The 20,702-nt window shown below is 65.2% G+C and carries 23 protein-coding genes; 14 read left to right on the top strand and 9 right to left on the bottom strand.

Annotation, left to right across the window (positions count from 1 at the left end):
* Nucleotides 1-16: 16 nt before the first annotated feature.
* Together EJ072_RS13705 and EJ072_RS13700 are read left to right on the top strand one after the other, a co-directional pair.
* A complete protein-coding gene (locus EJ072_RS13705) occupies nt 17-388 on the top strand; it encodes a DUF805 domain-containing protein (RefSeq protein WP_189341914.1) in 372 nt (123 codons plus the stop codon).
* Between the two features lie 7 nt (nt 389-395).
* Nucleotides 396-1,097 carry a hypothetical protein gene (locus EJ072_RS13700; RefSeq protein WP_126080164.1) on the top strand — a complete coding sequence of 234 codons (702 nt, stop codon included), beginning with the start codon at nt 396-398 and terminating at the stop codon, nt 1,095-1,097.
* 75 nt (nt 1,098-1,172) lie between these two features.
* Here the strand turns inward: EJ072_RS13700 and EJ072_RS13695 are convergent, their stop codons facing one another.
* On the bottom strand, nt 1,173-2,207 hold the full coding sequence (locus tag EJ072_RS13695; protein ID WP_126080163.1) for a 2-dehydropantoate 2-reductase: 1,035 nt from the start codon (nt 2,205-2,207) through the stop codon (nt 1,173-1,175).
* A 175-nt stretch (nt 2,208-2,382) separates the two neighbouring features.
* On the opposite strand from EJ072_RS13695, the gene dapE reads away from it, so the two are divergent.
* Both dapE and EJ072_RS13685 read left to right on the top strand, forming a co-directional pair.
* On the top strand, nt 2,383-3,582 hold the full coding sequence (dapE, locus tag EJ072_RS13690; RefSeq protein WP_126080162.1) for a succinyl-diaminopimelate desuccinylase: 1,200 nt from the start codon (nt 2,383-2,385) through the stop codon (nt 3,580-3,582).
* A gap of 2 nt (nt 3,583-3,584) precedes the next feature.
* Nucleotides 3,585-4,190: a transporter gene (locus EJ072_RS13685; RefSeq protein WP_126083621.1), complete on the top strand. Its 606-nt coding sequence runs from the start codon at nt 3,585-3,587 to the stop codon at nt 4,188-4,190.
* Here EJ072_RS13685 and truA read toward each other — a convergent pair.
* The 4 genes from truA to def are packed head-to-tail and all read right to left on the bottom strand — an operon-like array spanning nt 4,187 to nt 7,024.
* Nucleotides 4,187-4,975 carry a tRNA pseudouridine(38-40) synthase TruA gene (truA, locus tag EJ072_RS13680; protein WP_126080161.1) on the bottom strand — a complete coding sequence of 263 codons (789 nt, stop codon included), beginning with the start codon at nt 4,973-4,975 and terminating at the stop codon, nt 4,187-4,189. The genes EJ072_RS13685 and truA overlap by 4 nt on opposite strands.
* Nucleotides 4,976-4,996: 21 nt before the next feature.
* Nucleotides 4,997-5,503, bottom strand: a complete 507-nt coding sequence (locus EJ072_RS13675; protein ID WP_126080160.1) for an N-acetyltransferase — start codon at nt 5,501-5,503, stop codon at nt 4,997-4,999.
* The gene (gene fmt, locus EJ072_RS13670; protein ID WP_126080159.1) at nt 5,500-6,435 is read right to left on the bottom strand and encodes a methionyl-tRNA formyltransferase; all 936 of its coding nucleotides are present in this window, start codon (nt 6,433-6,435) and stop codon (nt 5,500-5,502) included. The genes EJ072_RS13675 and fmt overlap by 4 nt, the downstream gene beginning before the upstream one ends.
* Nucleotides 6,436-6,493: 58 nt before the next feature.
* A complete protein-coding gene (def, locus tag EJ072_RS13665; protein WP_126080158.1) occupies nt 6,494-7,024 on the bottom strand; it encodes a peptide deformylase in 531 nt (176 codons plus the stop codon).
* Nucleotides 7,025-7,127: 103 nt separating this feature from the next.
* Between def and EJ072_RS13660 the strand changes: the two genes are divergently transcribed.
* Nucleotides 7,128-8,375 (top strand): DNA recombination protein RmuC, encoded by a 1,248-nt coding sequence (locus EJ072_RS13660; RefSeq protein ID WP_126080157.1) that lies wholly within the window; start codon nt 7,128-7,130, stop codon nt 8,373-8,375.
* 1 nt (nt 8,376) lies between these two features.
* Here EJ072_RS13660 and EJ072_RS13655 read toward each other — a convergent pair whose 3' ends face one another.
* The gene (locus EJ072_RS13655; RefSeq protein WP_126080156.1) at nt 8,377-8,781 is read right to left on the bottom strand and encodes a GFA family protein; all 405 of its coding nucleotides are present in this window, start codon (nt 8,779-8,781) and stop codon (nt 8,377-8,379) included.
* 35 nt (nt 8,782-8,816) lie between these two features.
* Nucleotides 8,817-9,776: a cation diffusion facilitator family transporter gene (locus EJ072_RS13650; protein ID WP_126080155.1), complete on the bottom strand. Its 960-nt coding sequence runs from the start codon at nt 9,774-9,776 to the stop codon at nt 8,817-8,819.
* A 211-nt stretch (nt 9,777-9,987) separates the two neighbouring features.
* Between EJ072_RS13650 and EJ072_RS37285 the strand changes: the two genes are divergently transcribed.
* Both EJ072_RS37285 and sugE read left to right on the top strand, forming a co-directional pair.
* Nucleotides 9,988-10,113, top strand: a complete 126-nt coding sequence (locus EJ072_RS37285) for a hypothetical protein (RefSeq protein ID WP_095819016.1) — start codon at nt 9,988-9,990, stop codon at nt 10,111-10,113.
* 193 nt (nt 10,114-10,306) lie between these two features.
* Nucleotides 10,307-10,621, top strand: a complete 315-nt coding sequence (gene sugE, locus EJ072_RS13640) for a quaternary ammonium compound efflux SMR transporter SugE (RefSeq protein ID WP_126080154.1) — start codon at nt 10,307-10,309, stop codon at nt 10,619-10,621.
* 177 nt (nt 10,622-10,798) lie between these two features.
* Here the strand turns inward: sugE and EJ072_RS13635 are convergent, their stop codons facing one another.
* On the bottom strand, nt 10,799-11,227 hold the full coding sequence (locus EJ072_RS13635) for a DUF6481 family protein (RefSeq protein ID WP_126080153.1): 429 nt from the start codon (nt 11,225-11,227) through the stop codon (nt 10,799-10,801).
* Nucleotides 11,228-11,461: 234 nt separating this feature from the next.
* Here EJ072_RS13635 and EJ072_RS13630 point away from each other — a divergent pair, with 234 nt between their 5' ends.
* The 5 genes from EJ072_RS13630 to EJ072_RS13610 all read left to right on the top strand — a co-directional run bounded on the left by EJ072_RS13630 (nt 11,462) and on the right by EJ072_RS13610 (nt 16,595).
* Nucleotides 11,462-12,514, top strand: coding sequence for an LLM class flavin-dependent oxidoreductase (locus EJ072_RS13630; protein WP_126080152.1), 1,053 nt, complete (start codon nt 11,462-11,464; stop codon nt 12,512-12,514).
* Between the two features lie 126 nt (nt 12,515-12,640).
* Nucleotides 12,641-13,810 (top strand): AI-2E family transporter, encoded by a 1,170-nt coding sequence (locus EJ072_RS13625; RefSeq protein ID WP_126080151.1) that lies wholly within the window; start codon nt 12,641-12,643, stop codon nt 13,808-13,810.
* 88 nt (nt 13,811-13,898) lie between these two features.
* Complete coding sequence (locus tag EJ072_RS13620; protein ID WP_126080150.1) at nt 13,899-14,720, top strand: arylamine N-acetyltransferase; 822 nt, start codon at nt 13,899-13,901, stop codon at nt 14,718-14,720.
* A gap of 3 nt (nt 14,721-14,723) precedes the next feature.
* A complete protein-coding gene (locus EJ072_RS13615) occupies nt 14,724-15,722 on the top strand; it encodes an LLM class flavin-dependent oxidoreductase (RefSeq protein ID WP_126080149.1) in 999 nt (332 codons plus the stop codon).
* A 72-nt stretch (nt 15,723-15,794) separates the two neighbouring features.
* Entirely contained in the window at nt 15,795-16,595 is an 801-nt protein-coding gene (locus tag EJ072_RS13610; RefSeq protein WP_126080148.1) for an inositol monophosphatase family protein, read from the top strand.
* Here the strand turns inward: EJ072_RS13610 and EJ072_RS13605 are convergent.
* A complete protein-coding gene (locus tag EJ072_RS13605) occupies nt 16,585-17,604 on the bottom strand; it encodes a LacI family DNA-binding transcriptional regulator (RefSeq protein ID WP_126080147.1) in 1,020 nt (339 codons plus the stop codon). The genes EJ072_RS13610 and EJ072_RS13605 overlap by 11 nt on opposite strands.
* A gap of 218 nt (nt 17,605-17,822) precedes the next feature.
* Between EJ072_RS13605 and EJ072_RS13600 the strand changes: the two genes are divergently transcribed.
* Together EJ072_RS13600 and EJ072_RS13595 are read left to right on the top strand one after the other, a co-directional pair.
* Nucleotides 17,823-19,403 carry a sugar ABC transporter ATP-binding protein gene (locus tag EJ072_RS13600; RefSeq protein WP_126080146.1) on the top strand — a complete coding sequence of 527 codons (1,581 nt, stop codon included), beginning with the start codon at nt 17,823-17,825 and terminating at the stop codon, nt 19,401-19,403.
* On the top strand, nt 19,400-20,695 hold the full coding sequence (locus tag EJ072_RS13595; RefSeq protein WP_126080145.1) for an ABC transporter permease: 1,296 nt from the start codon (nt 19,400-19,402) through the stop codon (nt 20,693-20,695). Before EJ072_RS13600 ends, EJ072_RS13595 begins: the two co-directional genes overlap by 4 nt.
* Nucleotides 20,696-20,702 lie beyond the last annotated feature (7 nt).

Here is a 20,702-nt window from a genome sequence, read left to right as displayed (position 1 = left end):
GACGGAGCGGACGCGGTTGTCTGAAAGATCGCAATTCCTCTGGCTGTTCTTCAGCCTTTCGGGGCGGCTGAGCCCGGTCGCCTATGCGCTGGCCGGAGTTTTGCTGGTGCTCGTTCAGTTTTTCCCGTTCTACCAGTTCGCGCGGGTGGAGTTGAACACCACCGCCAGCCAGAACTGGGCCATGATCTGCTGGGGCGTGCTCTTGATCTCGGCCTGGGCCACCTTCGCGGTGACGGCAAAGCGCTTCCACGATTTCGGCAAGCCGACCTATTTTGCGCTGATCTCGCTCATCATCGGTCCCATCCTGCTCATCATCCTCTCCTGTTTCCGCAGCGATCCCGGACCGAACCGTTACGGCAGGCGCACCAACGCGCCGGCCGATTCGTGAGGCTGTCATGCGCTACCGCGCGCTCGATCCGCAACTGATCATCGAGACGGCCGAAAGGCTGGAGGGGCGGATCGGCGAGCGTTTTCCGGATGCCGGCCTGCGCGGCGTCGCCGCCGAGCTGGTGTCGCTGTCGCGGGACCTCGCCAAGGCGGCCAGGGAACTGGAGACGCCGATCTGGTGGCTGCGCGGCGTCATCATCGCGGCCTTCATCGCCGGCGTGGCGGTGTTCCTGTTCGTCGGCACGATCCTGCCGCTCGACCGCATTTCGGGCGCCGACGACGCCGTACAGTCGATGCAAGGCATCGAAGCGACGATCAACACCGTCATCCTGGCCGCGCTCGGGCTGCTGGCGCTGGTCCGCACCGAGGAGCGCATCAAGCGCAAGAAAGTCTTCCGCCAGTTGCACGGGCTGCGCTCGCTGATCCATGTCATCGACATGCATCAGCTGACCAAGGACCCGGCGGCGCTGTCGGCCGATTTCAAGCCGACCGCGCACTCGCCCGCCCGCATGACCAACGCCGCGGACCTTGCGCGCTATCTCGACTATTGCTCGGAGATGCTGTCGATCGCCGGCAAGGTGGCGGCGCTGTTCGCGCAGTCGGTCAATGACGATGTCGTCATCGACGGGGTCAACGACATCGAGAACCTGAGCTCCAACCTGTCGCGCAAGATCTGGCAGAAGATCACGCTGATCGAAGGCCGCCGCTAGAGCGGTTCACCGTTTCAAGGAAACGGCGAACCGCTCTATCCGTTTGTTTTTGCGCAATTCCGGACGGAAAACCGCTCACACTTTTCCTGGAATTGCGCTGACCGCGTCCGGCCCGAGGCCGGGGGGACCGCGCTTTTCCGCTTCGGCCTGACGCACCAGAGCCGCGACCCGTTCGTTCATCGGCGCCGGGATGCCGGCCTGCCTGGCCAGGCGAATGACCGCGCCCTGCAATTCGTCGATCTCGGTCGGACGGCCGCGTTTGAGATCGTCCCACATCGACGAACGCGCCTGAGGGCCGATCGCCAGCATGCGGCGCGCCAGGAGGCCGAACAGCCAGTCGGGCAGCCGCAGCACTTTCGGCAGCAGCGCCGGCGGCAGGCCGGTGATGCGCGCCGGCGCTATCCCCGCCGCCCTCATCGCGGCAAGCGCCTCGTCGACCTGGGCGGCCAGGATCACGCGCCAGCTCCGGTCGGCCAGTTGGCTTTCCAGCGGCAGGTCGGAGAGCGCCACCAGAGCATTGTTGAGGTTCATCAGCAATTTGCTCCACTGCACCGCCTTCATGTCGGCGCGCGCCTCGACGGCAAGCCCGTCGACATCGAGCAGCTCGGCAAGGCCATCGACGCCGTCGTCGATCATTACCTCGCCCTGGCTGGCGCGATGGATGCGGAACGGCAGCTCGCCGTCCGCCGACTGCACGACGTTGAACATCACCATGCCGGTCAGCACCCGCCGTCCGGGGAGCCCGTCACGCAGCCGGTTGGCATTGTCGACGCCGTTCTGCAGGCTGACCACCACGGCATCCGGACGCCCGTGGGCGGCGATCAGCTTCACCATCTCCCCGGTCGCGCCGCTCTTCACCGTCACCAGGATGACATCGGCGTCCGCCAGTGCGATCGCCGGATCGACGGTCGCCGAAATCGCCTGCGCTTCGATGCGGCGGTCGCGGCCATCAAGATCGCTGACGCGCAACCCGCTTTCTCGCATGGCCTCGACGACGCGGCCGCGGCCTAGGAAGACGACCTTGCGCCCGGCGAGCGCCAGGCAGCCGCCGACATAGCAGCCGATGCTGCCGGCGCCGGCTATCGCGATGGTGCTTGTTTCGCTGGCCATGAATTTGTCCTCGCTTGGCTCCCGACTTGCCATGATGTCCTGTCGTTCTCCCAGAACTGCTGCAAACGTCCGGGCGACATGCATTTATACGTGATGAAAACCATATTGTCGGCGGCATCACCGGCGATGATCTGCCACCGTGACACGACAAACGCTTTCGACTATCGCTTTGCCCATGACATTGCCGACCGATCCCGCCGCGAATCTTGCCGCCCTGATCCGCTGTCCGTCCGTCACACCCGCAGAAGGTGGGGCTCTTGCCGCACTGGGGGACATGCTGAAGCCGCTTGGCTTTTCGGTCGAGCGCCCAGTCTTCTCGGAAGACGGCACGCCGGACATCGAAAACCTCTATGCGCGGCGCTCGGGCAACGGCCCGCATCTCATGTTTGCCGGCCATACCGATGTCGTGCCGGTGGGCGACGAATCGGCATGGACGCATCCGCCCTTCGCCGCCGAAATCGCCAAAGGCGAGATGTATGGCCGAGGCGCCGTCGACATGAAGGGCGGCATCGCCTGCTTCATCGCCGCGGTGGCTCGCCACGTGGAGAAAAACGGCGGGCCGAAAGGCTCGGTCTCGCTGCTCATCACCGGCGACGAGGAAGGGCCGGCGATCAACGGCACCACCAAGCTGCTCGACTGGGCGGCGGCCAAGGGCGAGAAGTGGGACGCCTCGATCGTCGGCGAGCCGACCAATCCGGATGCGCTGGGCGACATGATCAAGATCGGGCGGCGCGGCTCGCTGTCTGGTACCGTGACCGTCAACGGACGCCAGGGCCATGCCGCCTATCCGCAGCTTGCCGACAATCCGGTGCGCGGGCTGATGAGCCTGGTCGACGCGCTGCTCCATCCCGTATTCGACAAGGGAACCAAGGATTTCCAGCCGACCAATCTCGAAGTGACGTCGATCGACGTCGGCAATCCGGCGACCAACGTCATCCCGGCCAAGGCGACGGCGACGTTCAACATCCGCTTCAACGACACATGGGACGCGCAGACGATACAAGCCGAGATCCACAACCGGCTCGACCAGGCGGCCGGCCGCAAGAAATACCGACCGGGCAAGAAGACGCCGGTCGACTACGAGCTTGTCTGGCGCGACCGGCCGAGCCATGTCTTCCTCACCCGCGACGACAGGCTGATCGATACGCTGAGCAGCTCCGTCAAGACGGTGGTCGGCAGGACGCCGGCGCTCTCCACCTCCGGCGGCACGTCGGACGCGCGCTTCATCAAGGATTATTGCCCTGTGGTCGAGTTCGGGCTGGTCGGCAAGTCCATGCATATGGTGGACGAGCGCGTCGCGCTTGCCGACCTCGAGACGCTGACGCAGATCTACGAACGTTTCATCGAAGACTGGTTCGCAAAAGGCCTTTCGTGACCATGCTATCGGCGGACGAAACCTATGCTTCGCTGGTCGGCGCTTGGCGGCTGATGTTCGGCAAGGCCGACGGGCTGCGCCTGCTCGACCTTTCGGCGGACGGTTTCTGGAATTCCTTCTACGCCATCGTCGTGGCGGCGCCGGCGCTGATCGTCGGCTGGGTGGGGATCGCCAATGAGATCGGCGATCCGGAGGCCTTCGCCGGGCGCCTCGGCATGCTGATCAGGCTGGCGACGGTGGATATCGGCTCCTGGGTGCTGCCGCTGGTGGCGCTGGCGCTGGTCGCGCCGCGCACCGGCATCGGCGGCCGCTTCGTCCACTATGTCGTTGCCTCCAACTGGGCGTCGGCGATCATCGCCTGGCTGATGCTGCCCTCGGCGCTGCTCAGGCTGTTCCTGCCCTCAACCAGCGAGATCAGCAGCCTTGTCTCGCTGTTCCTGTTCGCGCTGTCGGCGCTGCTGACCTGGCGCATGACCAATGCGTCGATCGGCAAGGGCGCCGCCGTGGGCACCGCCGTCTTTGTCGGCATGTTCATCGCCTCGCTGCTCGTCCTGTTCGGCCTGCAGGCGCTGCTCGGCATCGACATACCGGACAGCACGACGGGTTAAGTGTCGGGGTCCCCGGCGATGGTGAATTTGCCGGGCGCCTCCGGATAGTCGACGCCGACGAGAAAAAGCCCGTCCGGCGGCGCTACCTGGCCGCAGGCGGCGCGATCGCGCGCTTCGAGCGCAGCCTTGAGATCGGCCGCGCCCCAGGAGCCGTCGCCGACCCGCCGCAAGGAGCCCACCATCGAGCGAACCTGGTTGTGCAGGAAGGAGCGCGCCGAGCTGCGCACCTCGATGAAATCGCCATCGCGGCTGACCTCGAGGCGGTCAAGCGTGCGGACCGGGCTTTCGGCCTGGCACTGGGTGGAGCGGAAGGTGGTGAAGTCGTGCTTGCCGAGCAGCACTTTCGCCGCCTCGTGCATGGCCTCGGCGTCGAGCCGTTTCGGCACCCACCAGACCTTGCCCTTTTCCAGGGCCGGCGGCGCGCGACGGTTGAGGATGCGATAGAGATAGTGGCGGCCGGTGGCGGAAAAGCGCGCGTCGAAATCATCGGCGACAACCGCCGCCTTGAGGATGGCGACGCGCGCGCCGACCGCCTGCAGATGGGCATTCACCGCATCGCGCACCTTGTCGCCCGGCCACGCTTTGGCAAGATCGACATGCGCCACTTGGGCGGTGGCGTGCACGCCGGCATCGGTGCGGCCGGCGGCCCGTATTCTTACGTCTTCGCCGCAGAACTTTTCGATCGCCTGCTCGATCGCCTGCTGCACCGAGGGCTGGTCGGCCTGATGCTGCCAGCCCGCGAACTGGCTGCCGTCATATTCGATATCGAGCCGAAAACGCGGCATGCCAGCTTGTGCTGCCTTAGCCTAGGCGGCCAAGGCGGTGAAAGCGGAAGCGTAGACCAGCCTGCCGGTCTCGGGCGCATCGCCCCAGGCCAGCGCCTGCAGCGCCTCGCCCTGATACTCGCTGTCGAAATTTGCGGCGCGGCCATGGGTGTAGCCGAAGCGGCCGTAATAGACTGGATCGCCCAGGACAACGGCCAGCGTCTCGCCGGCTTCCTTGAGGCGGATATGCGCCTCGCGGATCAGCGCACCGCCGATGCCGGTGCCGTGGAAGGAGGGTTCGACCGCCAGCGGCGCCAGGGCGACGGCCGCGAAACGCTTGCCGCCACTCTGCACGTAAAGCCTGGAAAACAGGATGTGGCCGACGACCTGGCCGTCTTCCTCGGCAACCAGCTCGACGACGGCGTCGCCGCCGGTGACCAGGGCATCGACCAGCCCGGCTTCCGCCTGCTGGCCAAAGGCATGTTCTTCGACGAGGCGGATCGCCTCGCGATCCCGCGGCGTCGCCGCGCGTATCGACATCATGCTCATGTCAGTTTCGTTCCTTTTGCGATCTTGGCGCCGCGCAAGAACTCCTGCGCGGCGGCAGGCTTTCCGCCCGCCCGTTGAACTTCGACCAGCCTGACCGCGCCCGATCCGCAGGCGACCGTCAGCCGGTCATCGAGAATTCCTCCCGACTCGCCGACGCCCTCCGAGAGCGCCGAGCGAAGCAGTTTCAGCCGCTCCATGCGGCCGCCAATTTCGACCTCGCACCACGCGCCCGGAAAGGGCGAGAGGCCGCGAATGTGATTGTGGACTTCGCCAGAAGGCCGCGTCCAGTCTACGCGTGTCTCCGATTTATCGATCTTTCGGGCGTAGGTCACCCCTTCCGCCGCCTGCGGGGTAAATGTCAGACAATTTATCCCCAACTGCGCGAGCGCCTCGACCATCAGCGAGGCGCCCTGAACCATCAGGCGGTCATGCAATTCGCCGGCCGTCATATCGGGTGCGATGGCGACTTTTTCAACCAAAGCCACCGGCCCGGTATCCAGACCCTCTTCCATCTTCATGACCATCATGCCGGTCAAGGCATCGCCCGCCATGACGGCGCGCTGGATGGGAGCAGCACCACGCCAGCGTGGCAAAAGCGAGGCATGGCCGTTGAGGCAGCCGAGCCACGGCGCGTCCAGAATGGCTTTCGGCAGCAGCAATCCATAGGCGACGACCACGGCGACATCGGCCTGCAGGGCCGCGAATGACACCTGCTCGGCTTCGCCCTTCAGCGATGTCGGCGTTCGCACTTCAAGCCCCAGCCGCTCGGCCTCGCGCTGCACCGGCGACGGCGTCAGTTCCAGCCCGCGCCGGCCGGCGGCACGCGGCGGCTGCGTGTAGACGGCCGCGATCTCGTGACCGGCTTCGGCGATGGCGCGCAAGGTCGGCACGGAAAAGTCCGGCGTGCCCATGAAGATGACGCGATGCGGCATGAGGTCCTGCGATCCTGTCTTACGGGAGGCTCAAGTGCTCGCGCGGCCGAAACGGCCCTCAGCCCACCATCTTGCCCGGCGCCTTGTCCTTGGCGAGCTTCTTGAACTTGCGCACCACCATGTCGCGCTTCAACTTCGAGATGTGGTCGATGAACAGCACGCCGTTGAGATGGTCGATCTCGTGCTGCAGGCAGGTGGCCATCAGGCCTTCCGCCTGTATCTCCTGCAGCTTGCCCTCGCGGTCGAGATATTTCACCCGCACGGAAGCCGGGCGCTCGACCTCGGCATAATAATCGGGAATCGACAGGCAGCCTTCCTCATAGACGGAACGCTGGTCGGAACTCTCGAGCACTTCGGGATTGATGAAGACATGCGGCTGAGGCTCCTCGCCTTCCTTGGCGAGGTCGATGACCAGGAGCCGACGCGGCTCGCCGATCTGGATCGCCGCAAGGCCGATGCCCGGCGCGTCATACATGGTCTCCAGCATGTCGTCGGCGAGCTTGCGCAAATCGGCATCGACGCGCTCGACCGGCTTGGAAACCTGGCGCAGGACGGGATCGGGAAGGATGATGAGCGGCTTGATCGACATGGCGTCTCACCTAAGACTTCACTGGAGAAGCGTCAACGGGGGCAGCTTTTCCCTGTTCACGTTTTGATCTGTTCCGGCGATGCGAATCGGTTATGCTGCGCACATGAACGACATGACCTCCATCCTTTCGCAGCCGGTCGCGCGGCTCGGCGCCACCACGGTCACGCTCGGACAGGCGCTTGGTATCGTCGCTGTCCTATTCGTCGTGCTGTTCGCCGCGCTCGTCATCGCCCTGTGGCGCTCCGCCAAGGCGCGCGCGGTCGCCGCGGCGGAAGCGGCCGACCATGCCCGTGACACCGAGGCGCGGATGGCCGACATCATGCAGGCGCAGGCCGAGATGCAGGGGCGCATGGGCGCGATCGCCGACGTCTTCGGCGCCAGGCAGGCGGAGCTTACGCAATCGCTCGGGCAGCGGCTCGACGCCATGACCGGCCGCATCGGCCAGACCATGGCCGAGCAGACCAAGTCGACGCATGAAAGCCTGGCCAAGCTGCAGGAGCGGCTGGCGGTGATTGACACCGCGCAGGGCAATATCCAGTCGCTTGCCGGGCAGGTCGTGCAGCTGCAGGCGATCCTCTCCAACAAGCAGACGCGCGGAGCCTTCGGCCAATCGCGGATGGAAGCGATCGTCGCCGACGGGCTGCCGCACGGCGCCTATGAGTTCCAGGCCAGCCTCAGCAATGGCAGCCGGCCAGACTGCCTGGTGCGAATGCCCAACGGCGCGCCGATGCTGGCCATCGACGCCAAGTTCCCGCTGGAAGCGTGGAACGCCATCCGCGCCGCCGAGGGCGCCGACATGCAGAAGGTGGCGGCGCAGGCCTTTCGGCGCGACATCGAGGTGCATATCCGCGATATCGCGGAAAAATACCTGATCCAGGGCGAGACGCAGGACACCGCCTTCATGTTCGTGCCTTCGGAATCGGTGTTCGCGGAAATCCACGAGAATTTCGAGGCGGTGGTGCAGAAGGCGCACCGCGCCCGCGTCGTCATCGTCTCGCCGTCGCTATTGATGCTGTCGATCCAGGTTATCCAAGCGATCCTCAAGGACGCCCGCATGCGCGAGCAGGCGCATCTGATCCAGGGCGAGGTCATCCGGCTGATGGAGGATGTGGCCAGGGTCGACGAGCGGGTGCGCCGGCTGCAGACGCATTTCGGCCAAGCGGCCAAGGACATCGACGACATTCTGGTCTCGACGTCGAAGGTCACCAAGCGCGGCCAGAAGATCGAGGCGCTGGAATTCGCCGAGGGCGAGACCGAGGCGCCGCGCCCGGCGAAGGCCGAAGGCGGCGCGCGTGTGGCGGACTCCAAGACGGGCCAGTTGAGGCTCAGGGTCGTCGAGGACGGCGAATAGCCTACTGCTCTTCGAGAGTCGTCATGCCCTCGAATTCCGGCAGCCAATGCAACGCCGAGCGGTGCCATTTCTGTTGTCTGGGAACCAGGTCCTGACGCTGCCTGGCGGTCCCGACCCTGATGCCATAGACCTTCGGACCGTCGCCGACAGACGTTGCATAAAGATGCGAGCCGCAGTCGGCGCAAAAGGCCTGGGCGCGCCTGGCGCCGCTTGCCACGACCTTGATGTAGATCTTCGGCGCGCCCTTGATGATCTTGTAGTCGCTTTCCGGTGCCGGAACGGTGACGCGGAATGCCGTGCCGGTCAGTTGCTGGCAGTCGGTGCAGTGGCAGATCGAGGTCTTTTCCGGGTCGACCTCCGCCTCATAGGTGATCGCGCCGCAATGGCATCCGCCGTCGATCTTCATAGACTATGCTCCTCACAAACTTCGCTGCGTTCAACCTAACTATCGTCCGAAGCCTCGGCCATGGCCTTGCGCCGCCGCTCCCATGTGCCAGTCGCCTGCGGCTTGACGAAGAGCCTGGAGATTTGCGGCATTTCCTTCTTGAGCCTTGCCTCCAGGCGCTCGACGCAGGCTTCAATCTCCGGCGCGGTGAGGTGATCCTCGAATTCGATGCTCAAGCCCGCGACGATCTCCTCCGGGCCGACATGGACGCTTAATATGCCGTTCGCCTGCTGGACGGCCGGATCCTGCTGGACGATCGCCAGAACCTTCTTCTGGACCTCGGGCGACGCAGGTTCGCCGAGCAGCAGGCCCTTGCTCTCACGCGCCAGAAAAATCGCTGTGGCGCCAAGGATGAGGGCGATGCCAAGAGAACCGACGCCGTCGAGCTCCGGCCTTTCCAGGAGTTGCGCTGACAGGATGCCGGCGAAGGCGACGACGAGGCCAAGCAGCGCGGCGCTGTCCTCGAACAACACGGTGTAGACGCTCGGATCCTTGCTCGACTGCACGGCCTCGAACCAGCCCTGTCGGCCCTTCTGCCGGCGGAACTCCCTCAGCGCCACCAGCCACGAGCTGCCCTCGAACAAGAACGAAAGGCCGAGCACGATATAGTTGACCTTGGCGTTGACGACCGGTTCGGGCGCCATGATGTGGATGATGCCCTCATAGAAGGAAACGCCGGCGCCAAGCGCGAAAACCAGAAGCGCGACGATGAAACTCCAGAAATAGAGCTCGCGCCCGTGACCGAGCGGATGGGTGTGATCGGGCGGCCGCGCGGCGCGATGCATGCCGTAAAGGAGCAGCGTGCCATTGCCGGTGTCGACCAACGAATGCACACCTTCCGACAGCATGGCGGACGAACCGGTGAAGGCTGCCGCCACGAATTTGGTGACCGCGATCGCCAGATTGCCGGCAAGCGCGGCGTAGATCACCCGTCTCGATCCGCTATGTCCTGCCATCCGATCCCCGGCTAGCCCTGCGCGCGAGCTTAGCGGCCCGCCCAGCAAAGCTCTACAGACAATGCGCCAGTCCATGCGAGGTTTCGAACTGGCGTCGCGACCGCAAAATCGGTTGACAGCCGGCCGGCCGGCTTAGCAAAGCCGCACTGCCTCTTGCAGTCCGTCATTTCTCTTGTTTCACTCGGCTTGCCCACAATCGGAGGAGCGAATCATGGCTAAAGGTGCGATGAAGGCGGGCAAGGAAGCCCGCAAACCGAAGAAGGACGCCAAGAAGCCCGCCGCGGCCCCGGCTCCCAAGGCGCCGCCGGTCAAGGCGATGCGCATCAAGGAAAAGTAAGCGGCCCGAATCGGTCGACCGGCTCCCTGCAGATCTGAACCGGCGGCATGACAATGCTGCCGGTGTTTTGTTGATCGGAAAACAGGCCATCTTATTTTCAAGGAGGGAGGACGACCTCGCTTCCCGGAAAAACCGGCCGTGACGACCCGCCACCAAGCATCTCAGGCGATGCTGGAATGACCGAGCGTTTTTGATGTCCTGGATCTTTCTATGCTTCGCCGGCTTGTTCGAGATCGGCTGGGCGATCGGCCTCAAATACACCGATGGTTTCTCCAGGCCGCTGCCGACCCTTCTCACCATCGCCTCGATGATCGTCAGCCTCGGCCTGCTCGGCCTGGCGCTGAAGACTCTGCCCGTCGGCACCGCCTATGCCGTATGGACCGGCATCGGCACCGTCGGCACGGCGCTGCTCGGCATCTGGCTGCTCGGCGAACCTGCGACCGTCGTCCGGCTGGCCTGCATCGGCCTGATCGTCTGCGGCATCGTCGGGCTGAAGCTGGTAGCCTAAAGCGCGTCGCGATCTTTCAGATTCGCTCCATGCGCTTTAGTTTTTTGATTTTACGCATGTCTTTATCCCGAACCCGGTTCCCACTTTCGGGAGACATGCTTTAAATTAGAGCCGACGGCACAAACGCGTTCAGGGCCGCTTTCGGCGACCCTGACCGATCTTCCAAACAACCCGGACTTAGCGGGCCGAGAAGCCCGGAGGCGTCCTGCCGACGCGCGCCTTGCGGGCGGCGTAGCGTGCGTCACGCTTGGCCTTGCGCGCGGCCTCGTCGGCAAGCTCGAACGCGATGCGCTCTGCTTCCTCGGCCTCGCGGATTTTGGCCTCGGCGGCAGCAGCCTCTTCGGCGGCGATACGCGCCGCTTCGGCGGCGGCTTCGCGTTCGGCCTTCTCGGCCGCTTCGCGAGCCAGCTTTTCCTGCTTCAGCCTTGCCTTCTCCGCTTCGCGGATGGCGCGGGCCTCGAGGATCGCCTTGCGTTCGGCCTGGCGCGCCAGCACAGCGGGATCATCCGCCGCCGGCTTTGCCTTGAAGCGCGCGAGCAGCGCCTTCTTTGCCTCGTTCGCGGCATTGCGCCGCTCGAAAATGTCTTTTTCCCTGTAGATAGCCAAGTGTACTTCCCTGCAGTCTATTCGCGACGCTTACATACGCGTGAAAGCGGCGAGTTCAAGCGTCAAAACGGTATGCCAGCCATGAAAAAACCGGGCTTGTTGCCGCAGGGATACGGCTTGGCGATGCGCGATGCACTGTTCACCGATCGCGCCTCTGGCGGGCGGCAAGGCATACGGTTACCTAGAGTGCCAACAGGCAAAAAACCCACATGAACAGGTTCAGGACGCAACCAGATGGAACTCGGTCTCTACACTTTTGCCGATGTCAGCCCGGAGCCGGGTCCCGGCGCCATCGGTCCGCATGAGCGGCTGCGCAATCTCATCGAGGAAATCGAGCTGGCCGACCAGGTCGGCCTCGACGTGTTCGGGCTCGGCGAGCATCACCGCCCCGACTATGCCGCCTCCGCGCCGGTCGTGGCGCTTGCCGCGGCGGCCGAGCGCACGAAGAAGATCCGGCTTACCAGCGCCGTCACCGTGCTTTCCTCCGACGATCCGGTGCGCGTCTTCCAGCAATTCGCCACGCTCGACCTTCTGTCCAACGGCCGCGCCGAGATCATGGCGGGGCGCGGCTCCTTCATCGAATCCTTCCCGCTGTTCGGCTACAATTTGGAAGACTATGACGAGCTTTTCGCTGAGAAGCTCGATCTGTTGCTCGCCATCCGCGACCAGGTGAAGGTGATGTGGCAGGGCAAGCTACGCGCGCCGATCAACGGCCGCGGCGTCTACCCGCGTCCCTTCCAGGAGAAGCTGCCGATCTGGATCGCCATTGGCGGCACACCGCAATCCGCAGCCCGCGCCGGCGTGCTCGGCCTGCCGCTGGCTTTGGCCATCATCGGCGGCGAGCCGGCGCGTTTCGCGCCGCTGTTCGATATCTATCGCGAGGCGGCGCGCCGCGCCAACACCGATACGGCAACGCTTGCCACCAGCATCAACGTGCACGGCTTCATCGCCGAGACGACCGAGCAGGCGGCCGACGATTTCTACGGACCGCAGGCCGAGGTGATGAACCGCATCGGGCGCGAGCGGGGCTGGGGCCCGACCTCGCGGGCGCATTTCGACCAGGCGCGGGGTCCCAATGGGGCGCTCTTCGTCGGTAACCCCGAGCAGGTGGCTGAAAAGATCGTCGCCCAGCACAGGATCTTCAACAACGACCGCTTCCTGCTGCAGATGGCGATCGGCACCATGCCGCATGCCAAGATCATGAAGGCGATCGAGCTCTACGGCACCAAGGTGGCGCCGATCGTGCGCAAGGAGACGGCCAAGGCGGCGCCAGCGCCGGCTGCCTGACGAGCGATCCGCTCTAAACCGGCCCCCCGGATGCGGAAAGCCGGCTCTTGGAACCTTGCCCGGAACTCCCGCGTTTCCGGCACAGGCCCGCCATGCATTATCGGCTGGCGGCTTGCAAGGGAACCGATGAAAGCCGAACAGACCGCTTCGGGCGCAAGCGCTGCCGAAAGCCCTGACCCGCGTGCCGATGCCAGGGCGGACATACGCCTGATGCGGTCGCTGGTGATCGGGATCTTCATTCTGATGACCGCGGCGGCGCTATACTTCGCCCGCGCCTTCTTCATGCCGGTGATGCTTGCCTTCCTGCTGGCGCTGACGCTGACGCCGATCGTGCGCTTTCTGAGAAAGCACGGGATCCCGGAAGTGGTGTCGGCGACGCTGTTGGTGCTGCTGTCGATCTTCATTTTCACCGCCGCCGGCTATCTGCTCAGCGGCCCGGTTATCGACCTCATCAACAACTCCTATTCGATCGGCCAGCAGCTGACCGAGCGGCTGGCGCCGTTCAGGCGGCCGCTCGAACGAATGACGGACCTCGCGCATCAACTGGAAGCGCTGACCGAGACCTCGCAGGAGCCCGGCCTGCAGCGGGTCGCGGTGGCGCCTTCCGGCATCCTCTCCACCGCGGCCAGCAACATCCTGGAAGCAGGCACCGCGATCACCATCGTCTTCGTGCTGTCGCTGTTCCTGCTCGCCTCCGGCACGCTGTTCTACGAGAAGATCGTCCAATCCTTCGCCAGCATGACGCAGAAGAAGCGGGCGCTGCGCGTCGTCTATGACGTCGAGCGCGAGATTTCGCACTATCTGCTCACGGTCTCCGTCATCAATGTCAGTCTCGGCACGGTGATCGGGCTGGGCCTCTGGGGGCTCGGCATGCCCAACCCGCTCGTCTGGGGGGCGATGGCGGCCTTGCTCAATTTCCTGCCCTATGTCGGGGCGCTGATGACCGTCCTGATTGTCGCCGTCATTGCGCTGATCAGCTTCGACACGATCGCCTATGCGCTCTTGGCGCCGGCCTTCGTGGTGCTGTGCGACATTGTCGAAGGCCAGTTCGTGACGCCGACGGTGGTCGGGCGGCGTCTTGAGATCAACGCCGTGGCGATCTTCATCGCCATCGCCTTCTGGTCCTGGCTGTGGGGCTTCGTCGGCGCGCTGATGGCGGTGCCGCTGCTGGTCGTCATCAAGGTGTTCTGCGACCACTTCGAGAGCCTGAGCCCGTTCGGCAATTTCCTGGCGGCGCAGCAGACGGCTGTCGTCGATGACGAGCCGGCCGAGAACAACCACAATCAAGCAGCCTGAGGGCTGGCCCAATCCCAAATCCCGGCCATTGTTTGCGACGCCGGTGCCCAGTGCCTATATCGGACCGGTCAAGCCGGACCCGTCCTGAATGAGCGACTTCGATCTCGATGGCTATTTTGCCCGCATCGGTTACGGCGGACCGGCCGACGCTTCGCTTGCCACGCTGCAGGCGCTGCACGCCGCGCACCCGCGGGCGATCCCGTTCGAGAACATCGATGCCTTGATGGGCGTCTCCGTCGGCCTCGACGTCGCTTCGCTGCAGGACAAGGTTTTTCGCCAGGGCCGCGGCGGCTATTGCTTCGAGCACAATCTGATCTTCATGCACGCGCTTGACGCGCTGGGCTTCACCGTCAGCGGCCTTGCCGCCCGCGTGCTGTGGGGCCAGCCGGATGACGCCGTCACGGCGCGCAGCCATATGCTGCTGCGCATCGAGCTTGGCGGCCGCACTTACATCGGCGATGTCGGCTTCGGCGGCCTGACGCTGACGGCGCCGCTGCTTTTGGAACCAGGGCTCGAGCAGCAGACGCCGCACGAAACCTTCCGCCTCGTCGAGACCGGCGGACAATTCCGCCTGCAGGCCGATATCGGCGATGATTGGCGCACGCTCTACCGCTTCGACCTGAGCCGGGCCTATGAGGTCGACTACCGGGTCGCCAGCCATTTCCTGTCGACGCATCCGAGCTCGCATTTCCTGTCGACGCTGGTCGCCGCGCTCGCTTTGCCCGACCGGCGCTACGCGCTGCGCAACAACCGCCTTTCGACGCATCATGCCAGGGGCCGCAGCGAGCAGCGCGAGATCGCGACCGCCGTCGAACTTGCCGACGTGCTGGAGAACCAGCTCGCCATCGTCATTCCCAACCGCGCCGCTTTCGAGGCAAGGCTCAGGGAAAAACGCATCGTGGAGACCTGACCAATGACCGCCCTTTCGGTTCTCGACCTGTCGCCGATCACCCAAGGCAGCACCGCTTCGCAGTCGCTCGCCAATTCGCTCGACCTCGCCCGCCATGCCGAGCGCCTGGGCTACAAGCGCTACTGGCTGGCCGAGCACCACAACATGCCGGGCATCGCGAGCGCCGCGACATCCGTCGTGATCGCGCATGTCGCCGGCGGCACCAAGTCAATCCGCGTCGGCGCCGGCGGCATCATGCTGCCCAACCATGCGCCGCTGGTGATCGCCGAGCAGTTCGGCACGCTGGCGGCACTTTTTCCCGGCCGCATCGACCTCGGACTCGGCCGCGCGCCGGGCACCGACATGCTGACCGCGCGGGCGCTGCGCCGCAACCTGGAGTCTGCCGACAATTTCCCGCAGGACGTGGTCGAGCTGATGGGCTATTTCCAGCCGGCCGAGGAAGGCCAGCGCATCCGTGCCGTGCCGGGCGAAGGCCAGACCGTGCCGGTCTGGATACTCGGCTCCAGCCTCTATGGCGCGCAGCTCGCAGCGCTTCTCGGCCTGCCCTACGCTTTCGCCTCGCATTTCGCGCCGGCCGAGCTCGACCATGCGCTGGAGGTTTATCGCACGCGGTTCCAGGCGTCGGCGCAGCTCGACAAGCCTTATGTCATGCTCGGCCTCAATGTCTCCGCCGCGCCGACGGACGCTGAGGCGAAGCTGTTGTTCAGCTCGCTGCAGCAGGCCTTCGTCAATTTGCGCAGCGGCCGTCCGGGGCAATTGCCGCCGCCGGTCGAGAATTACGACCGCGATCTCGATCCTATGGCGAAAACCATGCTTGCCCAGGCGCTGTCCTGCGCCGTCATCGGTTCGCCGGAGACGGTGCGCCAGGGCATCGACGCCTTCATCCGCCGCACCGGCGCCGACGAATTGATGGTGACGGCGCAGATCTTCGATCACGCTGCGCGCGTGCGCTCCTACGAAATTCTCGCCGACGTGCACAAATCGATGTCCAAGGCGGCGTGATCGCGCTGTCACTTTCGCCTGACATATTGGTCTGTTAAGGGCGCAGATGTCCCTCTCAGCCAAGAGTTCCCCGTGACCAAAGATCTCGACGACCGCATGCATTTTGCCATCGACCTGGCGCGCCGCGCCGGCGAGCTGGGGCTGAAATATTTCCGCGACCTCGACAACCTGGCCGTCGAGAGCAAGGGTCACCAGGACCTGGTTTCGGAAGCCGACCGCGAGGTCGAGCTGTTCATCCGCGCGGCGATCGCCGAGGCCTATCCGCAAGACGGCATCATCGGCGAGGAGCATGCTGCGGTGACCGGAACAACCGGCCATGTCTGGGTGATCGACCCGATCGACGGCACCGCCAATTTCGTGCGCGGCATTCCCGCCTGGTGCGTGGTGATCGCCTGCGCCAAGGACGGCGAGACGGTGGTCGGCGTCATCCATGAGCCTTCGACCGACGAGACGTTCTACGGCCGCCTGGGCGGCGGCGCCTTCCTCAACGGCAAGCCGATCAAGACCAGCAATGCCGCGTCGCTTTCCGAGGGCGCCGTCGGCACCGGGCTGTCCAACCGCGCCTCGACCAAGAATGTCGTCACTCTCATCAGCCTGATCATGGCGGAGGGCGGCGTCTTCTACCGCAATGCTTCCGGAGCGCTGATGCTCGCCTATGCGGCGTCCGGCCGGCTGCTCGGCTATGTCGAGGAGCACATGAACGCCTGGGATTGCCTCGCCGGCATGCTGCTGGTCGAAGAGGCCGGCGGCACGGTGCTCAGAGCGGATCCGAAGACGGTGCTCGGCCAGGGCACGCGGGTGATCACCGGCGGCAGCCGCATCTTCCCGAGATTGCAGGCGCTGTGCGCAGAGGCTCTCGAAGCTACGCGCTGACGCTCTGCGCGATCGCGCCCAGCGGCCGGCAGGAATTGCGGATCATCAGCCGGCCCTTCAGCACCAGCTTGCGCGGCGGCGCGTCGCGGTTGCCGGCCAGCCGGTCGAGCAGGAGGTTCGCCGCCTGCTCGCCGATCGCCTGCACCGGCTGCGCGACGGTGGTGAGCTGCGGCACGAACACGTCCGACCAGGGAAAGTCGTCGAAGCAGGCGACCGAAATGTCCTCGGGGCAAGAGAGGCCGATGTCGCGGATCGCCTTCATCGTGCCGATCACCATCGGGTTGTTGGCCGAGAAGATCGCGCTTGGCCGGTCGTGCAGCGACAAGAGCTGCATGGTGGCGTTGTAGCCGTCGATCTCGTGGAAATTGCCGGAGCGTATGAGTTCCTCCGCCACCGGCAGGCCGGCCGCCTGCAGCGCCTCGCGATAGCCGATCATGCGGTCATGCATGGGAGATATGTCGGACGTGCCGGTGATGTAGCCGATGCGCCGATGGCCAAGATGGATTAGATAGGTGACGGCGTCGAACACGGCACGCTGGTTGTCCAGCACCACCGCGTCGGTGTCGACGCCTTCGCAAAGGCGGTCGAGCAGCACCACCGGCACATTGGTGTCCTCGACGATGCTCTTCAGAAGGCCGCCGTCGCCGACGCGCGCCACGATCAGCCCGTCGACCATGCGGTCGAGCAGCAGGCGGATCTGCTCGTCCTGCGTGTTCAGATCCTCGTCGGTGCAGCACAGCATGACGGCATAGCCGGCGCGGTCGAAGGCCTGCTGGATGACCGAGACGACATCGGTGAAGAACGGGTTGGTGATGTGCGGCACGGTGAGGCCGATTGTGCGCGTGGTGCCCATCTTCAGGCTGCGGGCGATGGCATTGCGCTTGTAGCCGATGTCGCGGATCGCCTGCTCGATGCGTTGCGTAAGCTCGGGACTGACGGTGGCGGTACCGTTGAGCAATGCAGAGACCGTGGCTACGGACACACGCGCCGCCTCAGCCACATGCAGCATGGTCGGCGCCGTGGATTTCCGCTGTTTTTTCTGCTCTGACGCCGTCATTTTCGAAACGTTTAGCCGCCCTTATCTGGCTAAACCTACGTAAACCCGGCATTTTTCGCAAGAATTGAAATGCATCAATCCTCAGAGAACAGATAGGCGCTTGACACGTTCGAAACGTTTCGATTAGCGTTCAAGTCGCCGAAGACGACGGAGGGAGGCCGTCCTTTGTCATGCAGCGCGCTGGCTCCATCACGACGGAGGACGTGACGGCCGACGGTCCGACCGTCGTCCTGAGCGCGACCGGCATTTCCAAGCGGTTCGGCGGCATCACCGCGCTGTCCGATGTCAGCCTGGACCTCAGGCCCGGCGAGGTGCATGCGCTGATGGGCGAGAACGGCGCCGGCAAATCGACGCTGATGAAGATCCTCTCGGGCGTCTATACCGACTACGAAGGCACTGTCGCCATCGACGGCCAGGCGGTCCGTTTCGCCGGTGTGCGCGACGCCGAGGACGCTGGCATCGCCATCATCCACCAGGAGCTCAACCTCGTCCCCGAGCTCAGCGTCGCCGACAACATCTTCCTCGGCCGCGAAAAGCTGATCGCCGGGCTGGTGGTTGACCGCAAGGCGAGCAGCCGCGCGGCAAAAGCGCTGTTGCAGCGTCTCGGCATCGAGCTCGATCCGGAAGCGCGGGTCGGCCGGCTCAGGGTCGGCGAGCAGCAGCTGGTGGAGATCGCCAAGGCGCTGTCGAAATCGGCGCGCATCCTGATCATGGACGAACCCACCTCGGCGCTGTCACCGGCCGAGTGCGAGCGACTGTTCCGCATCATCCGTCAGCTCGCGGCAAGCGGCGTCGCCATCGTCTACATCTCGCACCGCATCGACGAGGTCATGCATCTGGCAAGCCGGGTGACGGTGCTGCGCGACGGGCGTCACGTGCTGACCAACGATATGGCGGCGCTGAACGAAGACGCCATCATCTCGGCCATGGTCGGCCGCGATCTTATGGCGTCCTCCGATCATCAGCGCGGTCCGGGCGGCAAGGCTGTGCTCGCGGTCAGGGACCTGTCGCTGTCGAAGCCCGACCGGCATGGCTGGCGCAGCGTGATCGAGGGCGTGAGCTTCGATCTTTCGGCGGGCGAAATCCTCGGCATAGGCGGGCTGCTGGGTTCCGGCCGCACCGAAATCCTGGAAGCGATCTTCGGCTCCGGCGGCGGCCGTACCGGCGGCGAGATCAAGCTCGACGGCGCGCCGGTCGAGATCGGCTCGCCGCGCGAGGCGCGCCGGCTGGGCATTGCCTTGGTCACCGAGGACCGCAAGACGCAAGGCCTGCATCTCACGGCCTCGATCACCGACAATGTCGCGCTGCCGCTGGTCGGCGCGCTGGCGCGCTTCGGCCTGCGCTCGCGCTCGGGCGAGCAAGGCCTTGCGCGCGAGGCGGTGAGCGCGCTCGGCATACGCTGCGAAAGCATCGAGCAGGCCGCCGGCACGCTGTCGGGCGGCAACCAGCAGAAGGTGGTGATCGGCAAATGGCTGGCGACACGGCCGCGCGTGCTTCTGCTCGACGAGCCGACGCGCGGCATCGATGTCGGCGCCAAGCGCGAGATCTACGACCTCATCTTCAAGCTCGCCGGCGACGGGCTGGCGATCACCGTGATCAGCTCGGAACTGCCCGAGCTTCTGCATCTGGCCGACCGCATCCTGGTCATGGCGGAGGGCCGCCAGCGCGGCATCCTGTCCCGCATTGAGGCCAGCGAGGAGGCGATCATGCGGCTTGCCGCCCCTAGAAGGACCGCGAGACCTGCGGCATGAACCTCATCAGCCTTGTCTCCCGCACCAAACTTTACTGGGGGCTGATCGCCATCTTCCTGATCGGCGTGTTCGGCTCGCCGATCAGCTCCAAGGGCAACAACATCTTCTTGTCCTACGGTAACCTGCTCGACGTGCTGCGCCAGGTGTCGACCACCGGCCTCATCGCCACCGGCATGACGGCGGTGATCCTGACCGGCGGCATCGATCTTTCCGTCGGCTCGCTGATGGCGATCTGCTCGGTCGTCTGCGCCATGCTGCTCACCGTGCCGGGCATCACGCCGTCGGCGGCGCTTGGCGTGCCGACGACCGCGCTGGTGGCTCTCAGCCTCGGCGCACTCGCCACCCGCTTCATCCTGCTCAACATCCAGAAATCCCGCGCCGGCGCGGAAGCCGGCCGCGACGTGCGGCTGGACACGACGCGCGGGCTGGTCATCCCGGGCGTGGTCGGCGTGATCCTTTGCTGCCTCTCGCTGTGGTACCTGCTGCCGCAGGTCGAGACCAAGTTCGGCGTGCTCGGCGTGCTTCTGGTGGCGCCTTGCGTCGGCCTGCTGTTCGGCACCATCAACGGCTTCATCATCGTCGCCGGCCGCCTGCAGCCCTTTATCGTGACGCTGGCGATGATGGTGACAGCGCTCGGCATCGCCAGGCTGACCGCCGGCCAGAACAATGCGGTGCTGCCGGTCTATACCGGCTCCAACGCCACGGAAGAGTTCGAGATCCTGCGCTCGCTGGTGTTCGGCGTCGTGCCGATGCCAGGCCTGTTCTTCCTCGGCGCGGTCGTGATCTACGGCGCGGTGCTGCGCTTCACGCCCTTCGGCCGCTATGTCTACGCCATCGGCGGCAATGAGGAGGCGGCCAGGCTTTCCGGCATCGCGGCGGGACGCGTCAAGATCGCCACCTATGCGGTGTCCGGCCTGCTCGCCGGCATCGCGGCGGCGCTCTACGTGGCGCAATACCGGCAAGGCAAGCCGGATGCCGGCGCGGGGCTGGAGCTCGACGCCATCGCCGCCGTGGTTATCGGCGGCACCAGCCTGATGGGCGGGCGCGGCAGCCTGATCGGCACCTTCTGCGGCGTGCTGATCTTCGGACTGCTGTCCAACATCCTGCAGCTGCACAACATCAATTCGAACCTTCAGCTGGTGCTGAAGGGGGCGATCATCATCGGCACGGTGCTCGTTCAGGAGCGCAACGCCGGCGACATTTTAAGCTATCTGCGCCTGCCCGGCGGACGGGCGGCGCAAAAGGAAACGGCCGCGGCCAAGCGGCCGTCACAGGAGACCTCGTCTCTATAATCCGGAG

Origin of the sequence: Mesorhizobium sp. M2A.F.Ca.ET.046.03.2.1 (assembly GCF_003952425.1) — a bacterium.
In the GTDB taxonomy this organism is placed as follows: Bacteria; Pseudomonadota; Alphaproteobacteria; order Rhizobiales; family Rhizobiaceae; genus Mesorhizobium.
Note: the sequence above shows the minus strand (reverse complement) of the source record. Positions and strands in the feature narration are given on the sequence as shown.

What these genes read in the sequence shown, in the direction of transcription:
- EJ072_RS13700 (WP_126080164.1), top strand. Translation starts at nt 396, where the DNA reads ATGCGCTACCGCGCGCTCGATCCGCAACTGATCATCGAGACGGCCGAA.
- EJ072_RS13650 (WP_126080155.1), bottom strand. Translation starts at nt 9,776, where the DNA reads ATGGCAGGACATAGCGGATCGAGACGGGTGATCTACGCCGCGCTTGCC.
- EJ072_RS13600 (WP_126080146.1), top strand. Translation starts at nt 17,823, where the DNA reads ATGCAGCGCGCTGGCTCCATCACGACGGAGGACGTGACGGCCGACGGT.
- def (WP_126080158.1), bottom strand. Translation starts at nt 7,024, where the DNA reads ATGTCGATCAAGCCGCTCATCATCCTTCCCGATCCCGTCCTGCGCCAG.
- EJ072_RS13615 (WP_126080149.1), top strand. Translation starts at nt 14,724, where the DNA reads ATGACCGCCCTTTCGGTTCTCGACCTGTCGCCGATCACCCAAGGCAGC.
- dapE (WP_126080162.1), top strand. Translation starts at nt 2,383, where the DNA reads ATGACATTGCCGACCGATCCCGCCGCGAATCTTGCCGCCCTGATCCGC.
- sugE (WP_126080154.1), top strand. Translation starts at nt 10,307, where the DNA reads ATGTCCTGGATCTTTCTATGCTTCGCCGGCTTGTTCGAGATCGGCTGG.
- truA (WP_126080161.1), bottom strand. Translation starts at nt 4,975, where the DNA reads ATGCCGCGTTTTCGGCTCGATATCGAATATGACGGCAGCCAGTTCGCG.
- EJ072_RS13695 (WP_126080163.1), bottom strand. Translation starts at nt 2,207, where the DNA reads ATGGCCAGCGAAACAAGCACCATCGCGATAGCCGGCGCCGGCAGCATC.
- EJ072_RS13605 (WP_126080147.1), bottom strand. Translation starts at nt 17,604, where the DNA reads ATGCTGCATGTGGCTGAGGCGGCGCGTGTGTCCGTAGCCACGGTCTCT.
- EJ072_RS13625 (WP_126080151.1), top strand. Translation starts at nt 12,641, where the DNA reads ATGAAAGCCGAACAGACCGCTTCGGGCGCAAGCGCTGCCGAAAGCCCT.
- EJ072_RS13655 (WP_126080156.1), bottom strand. Translation starts at nt 8,781, where the DNA reads ATGAAGATCGACGGCGGATGCCATTGCGGCGCGATCACCTATGAGGCG.
- fmt (WP_126080159.1), bottom strand. Translation starts at nt 6,435, where the DNA reads ATGCCGCATCGCGTCATCTTCATGGGCACGCCGGACTTTTCCGTGCCG.
- EJ072_RS13620 (WP_126080150.1), top strand. Translation starts at nt 13,899, where the DNA reads ATGAGCGACTTCGATCTCGATGGCTATTTTGCCCGCATCGGTTACGGC.
- EJ072_RS37285 (WP_095819016.1), top strand. Translation starts at nt 9,988, where the DNA reads ATGGCTAAAGGTGCGATGAAGGCGGGCAAGGAAGCCCGCAAACCGAAG.
- EJ072_RS13675 (WP_126080160.1), bottom strand. Translation starts at nt 5,503, where the DNA reads ATGAGCATGATGTCGATACGCGCGGCGACGCCGCGGGATCGCGAGGCG.
- EJ072_RS13660 (WP_126080157.1), top strand. Translation starts at nt 7,128, where the DNA reads ATGAACGACATGACCTCCATCCTTTCGCAGCCGGTCGCGCGGCTCGGC.
- EJ072_RS13595 (WP_126080145.1), top strand. Translation starts at nt 19,400, where the DNA reads ATGAACCTCATCAGCCTTGTCTCCCGCACCAAACTTTACTGGGGGCTG.
- EJ072_RS13685 (WP_126083621.1), top strand. Translation starts at nt 3,585, where the DNA reads ATGCTATCGGCGGACGAAACCTATGCTTCGCTGGTCGGCGCTTGGCGG.
- EJ072_RS13630 (WP_126080152.1), top strand. Translation starts at nt 11,462, where the DNA reads ATGGAACTCGGTCTCTACACTTTTGCCGATGTCAGCCCGGAGCCGGGT.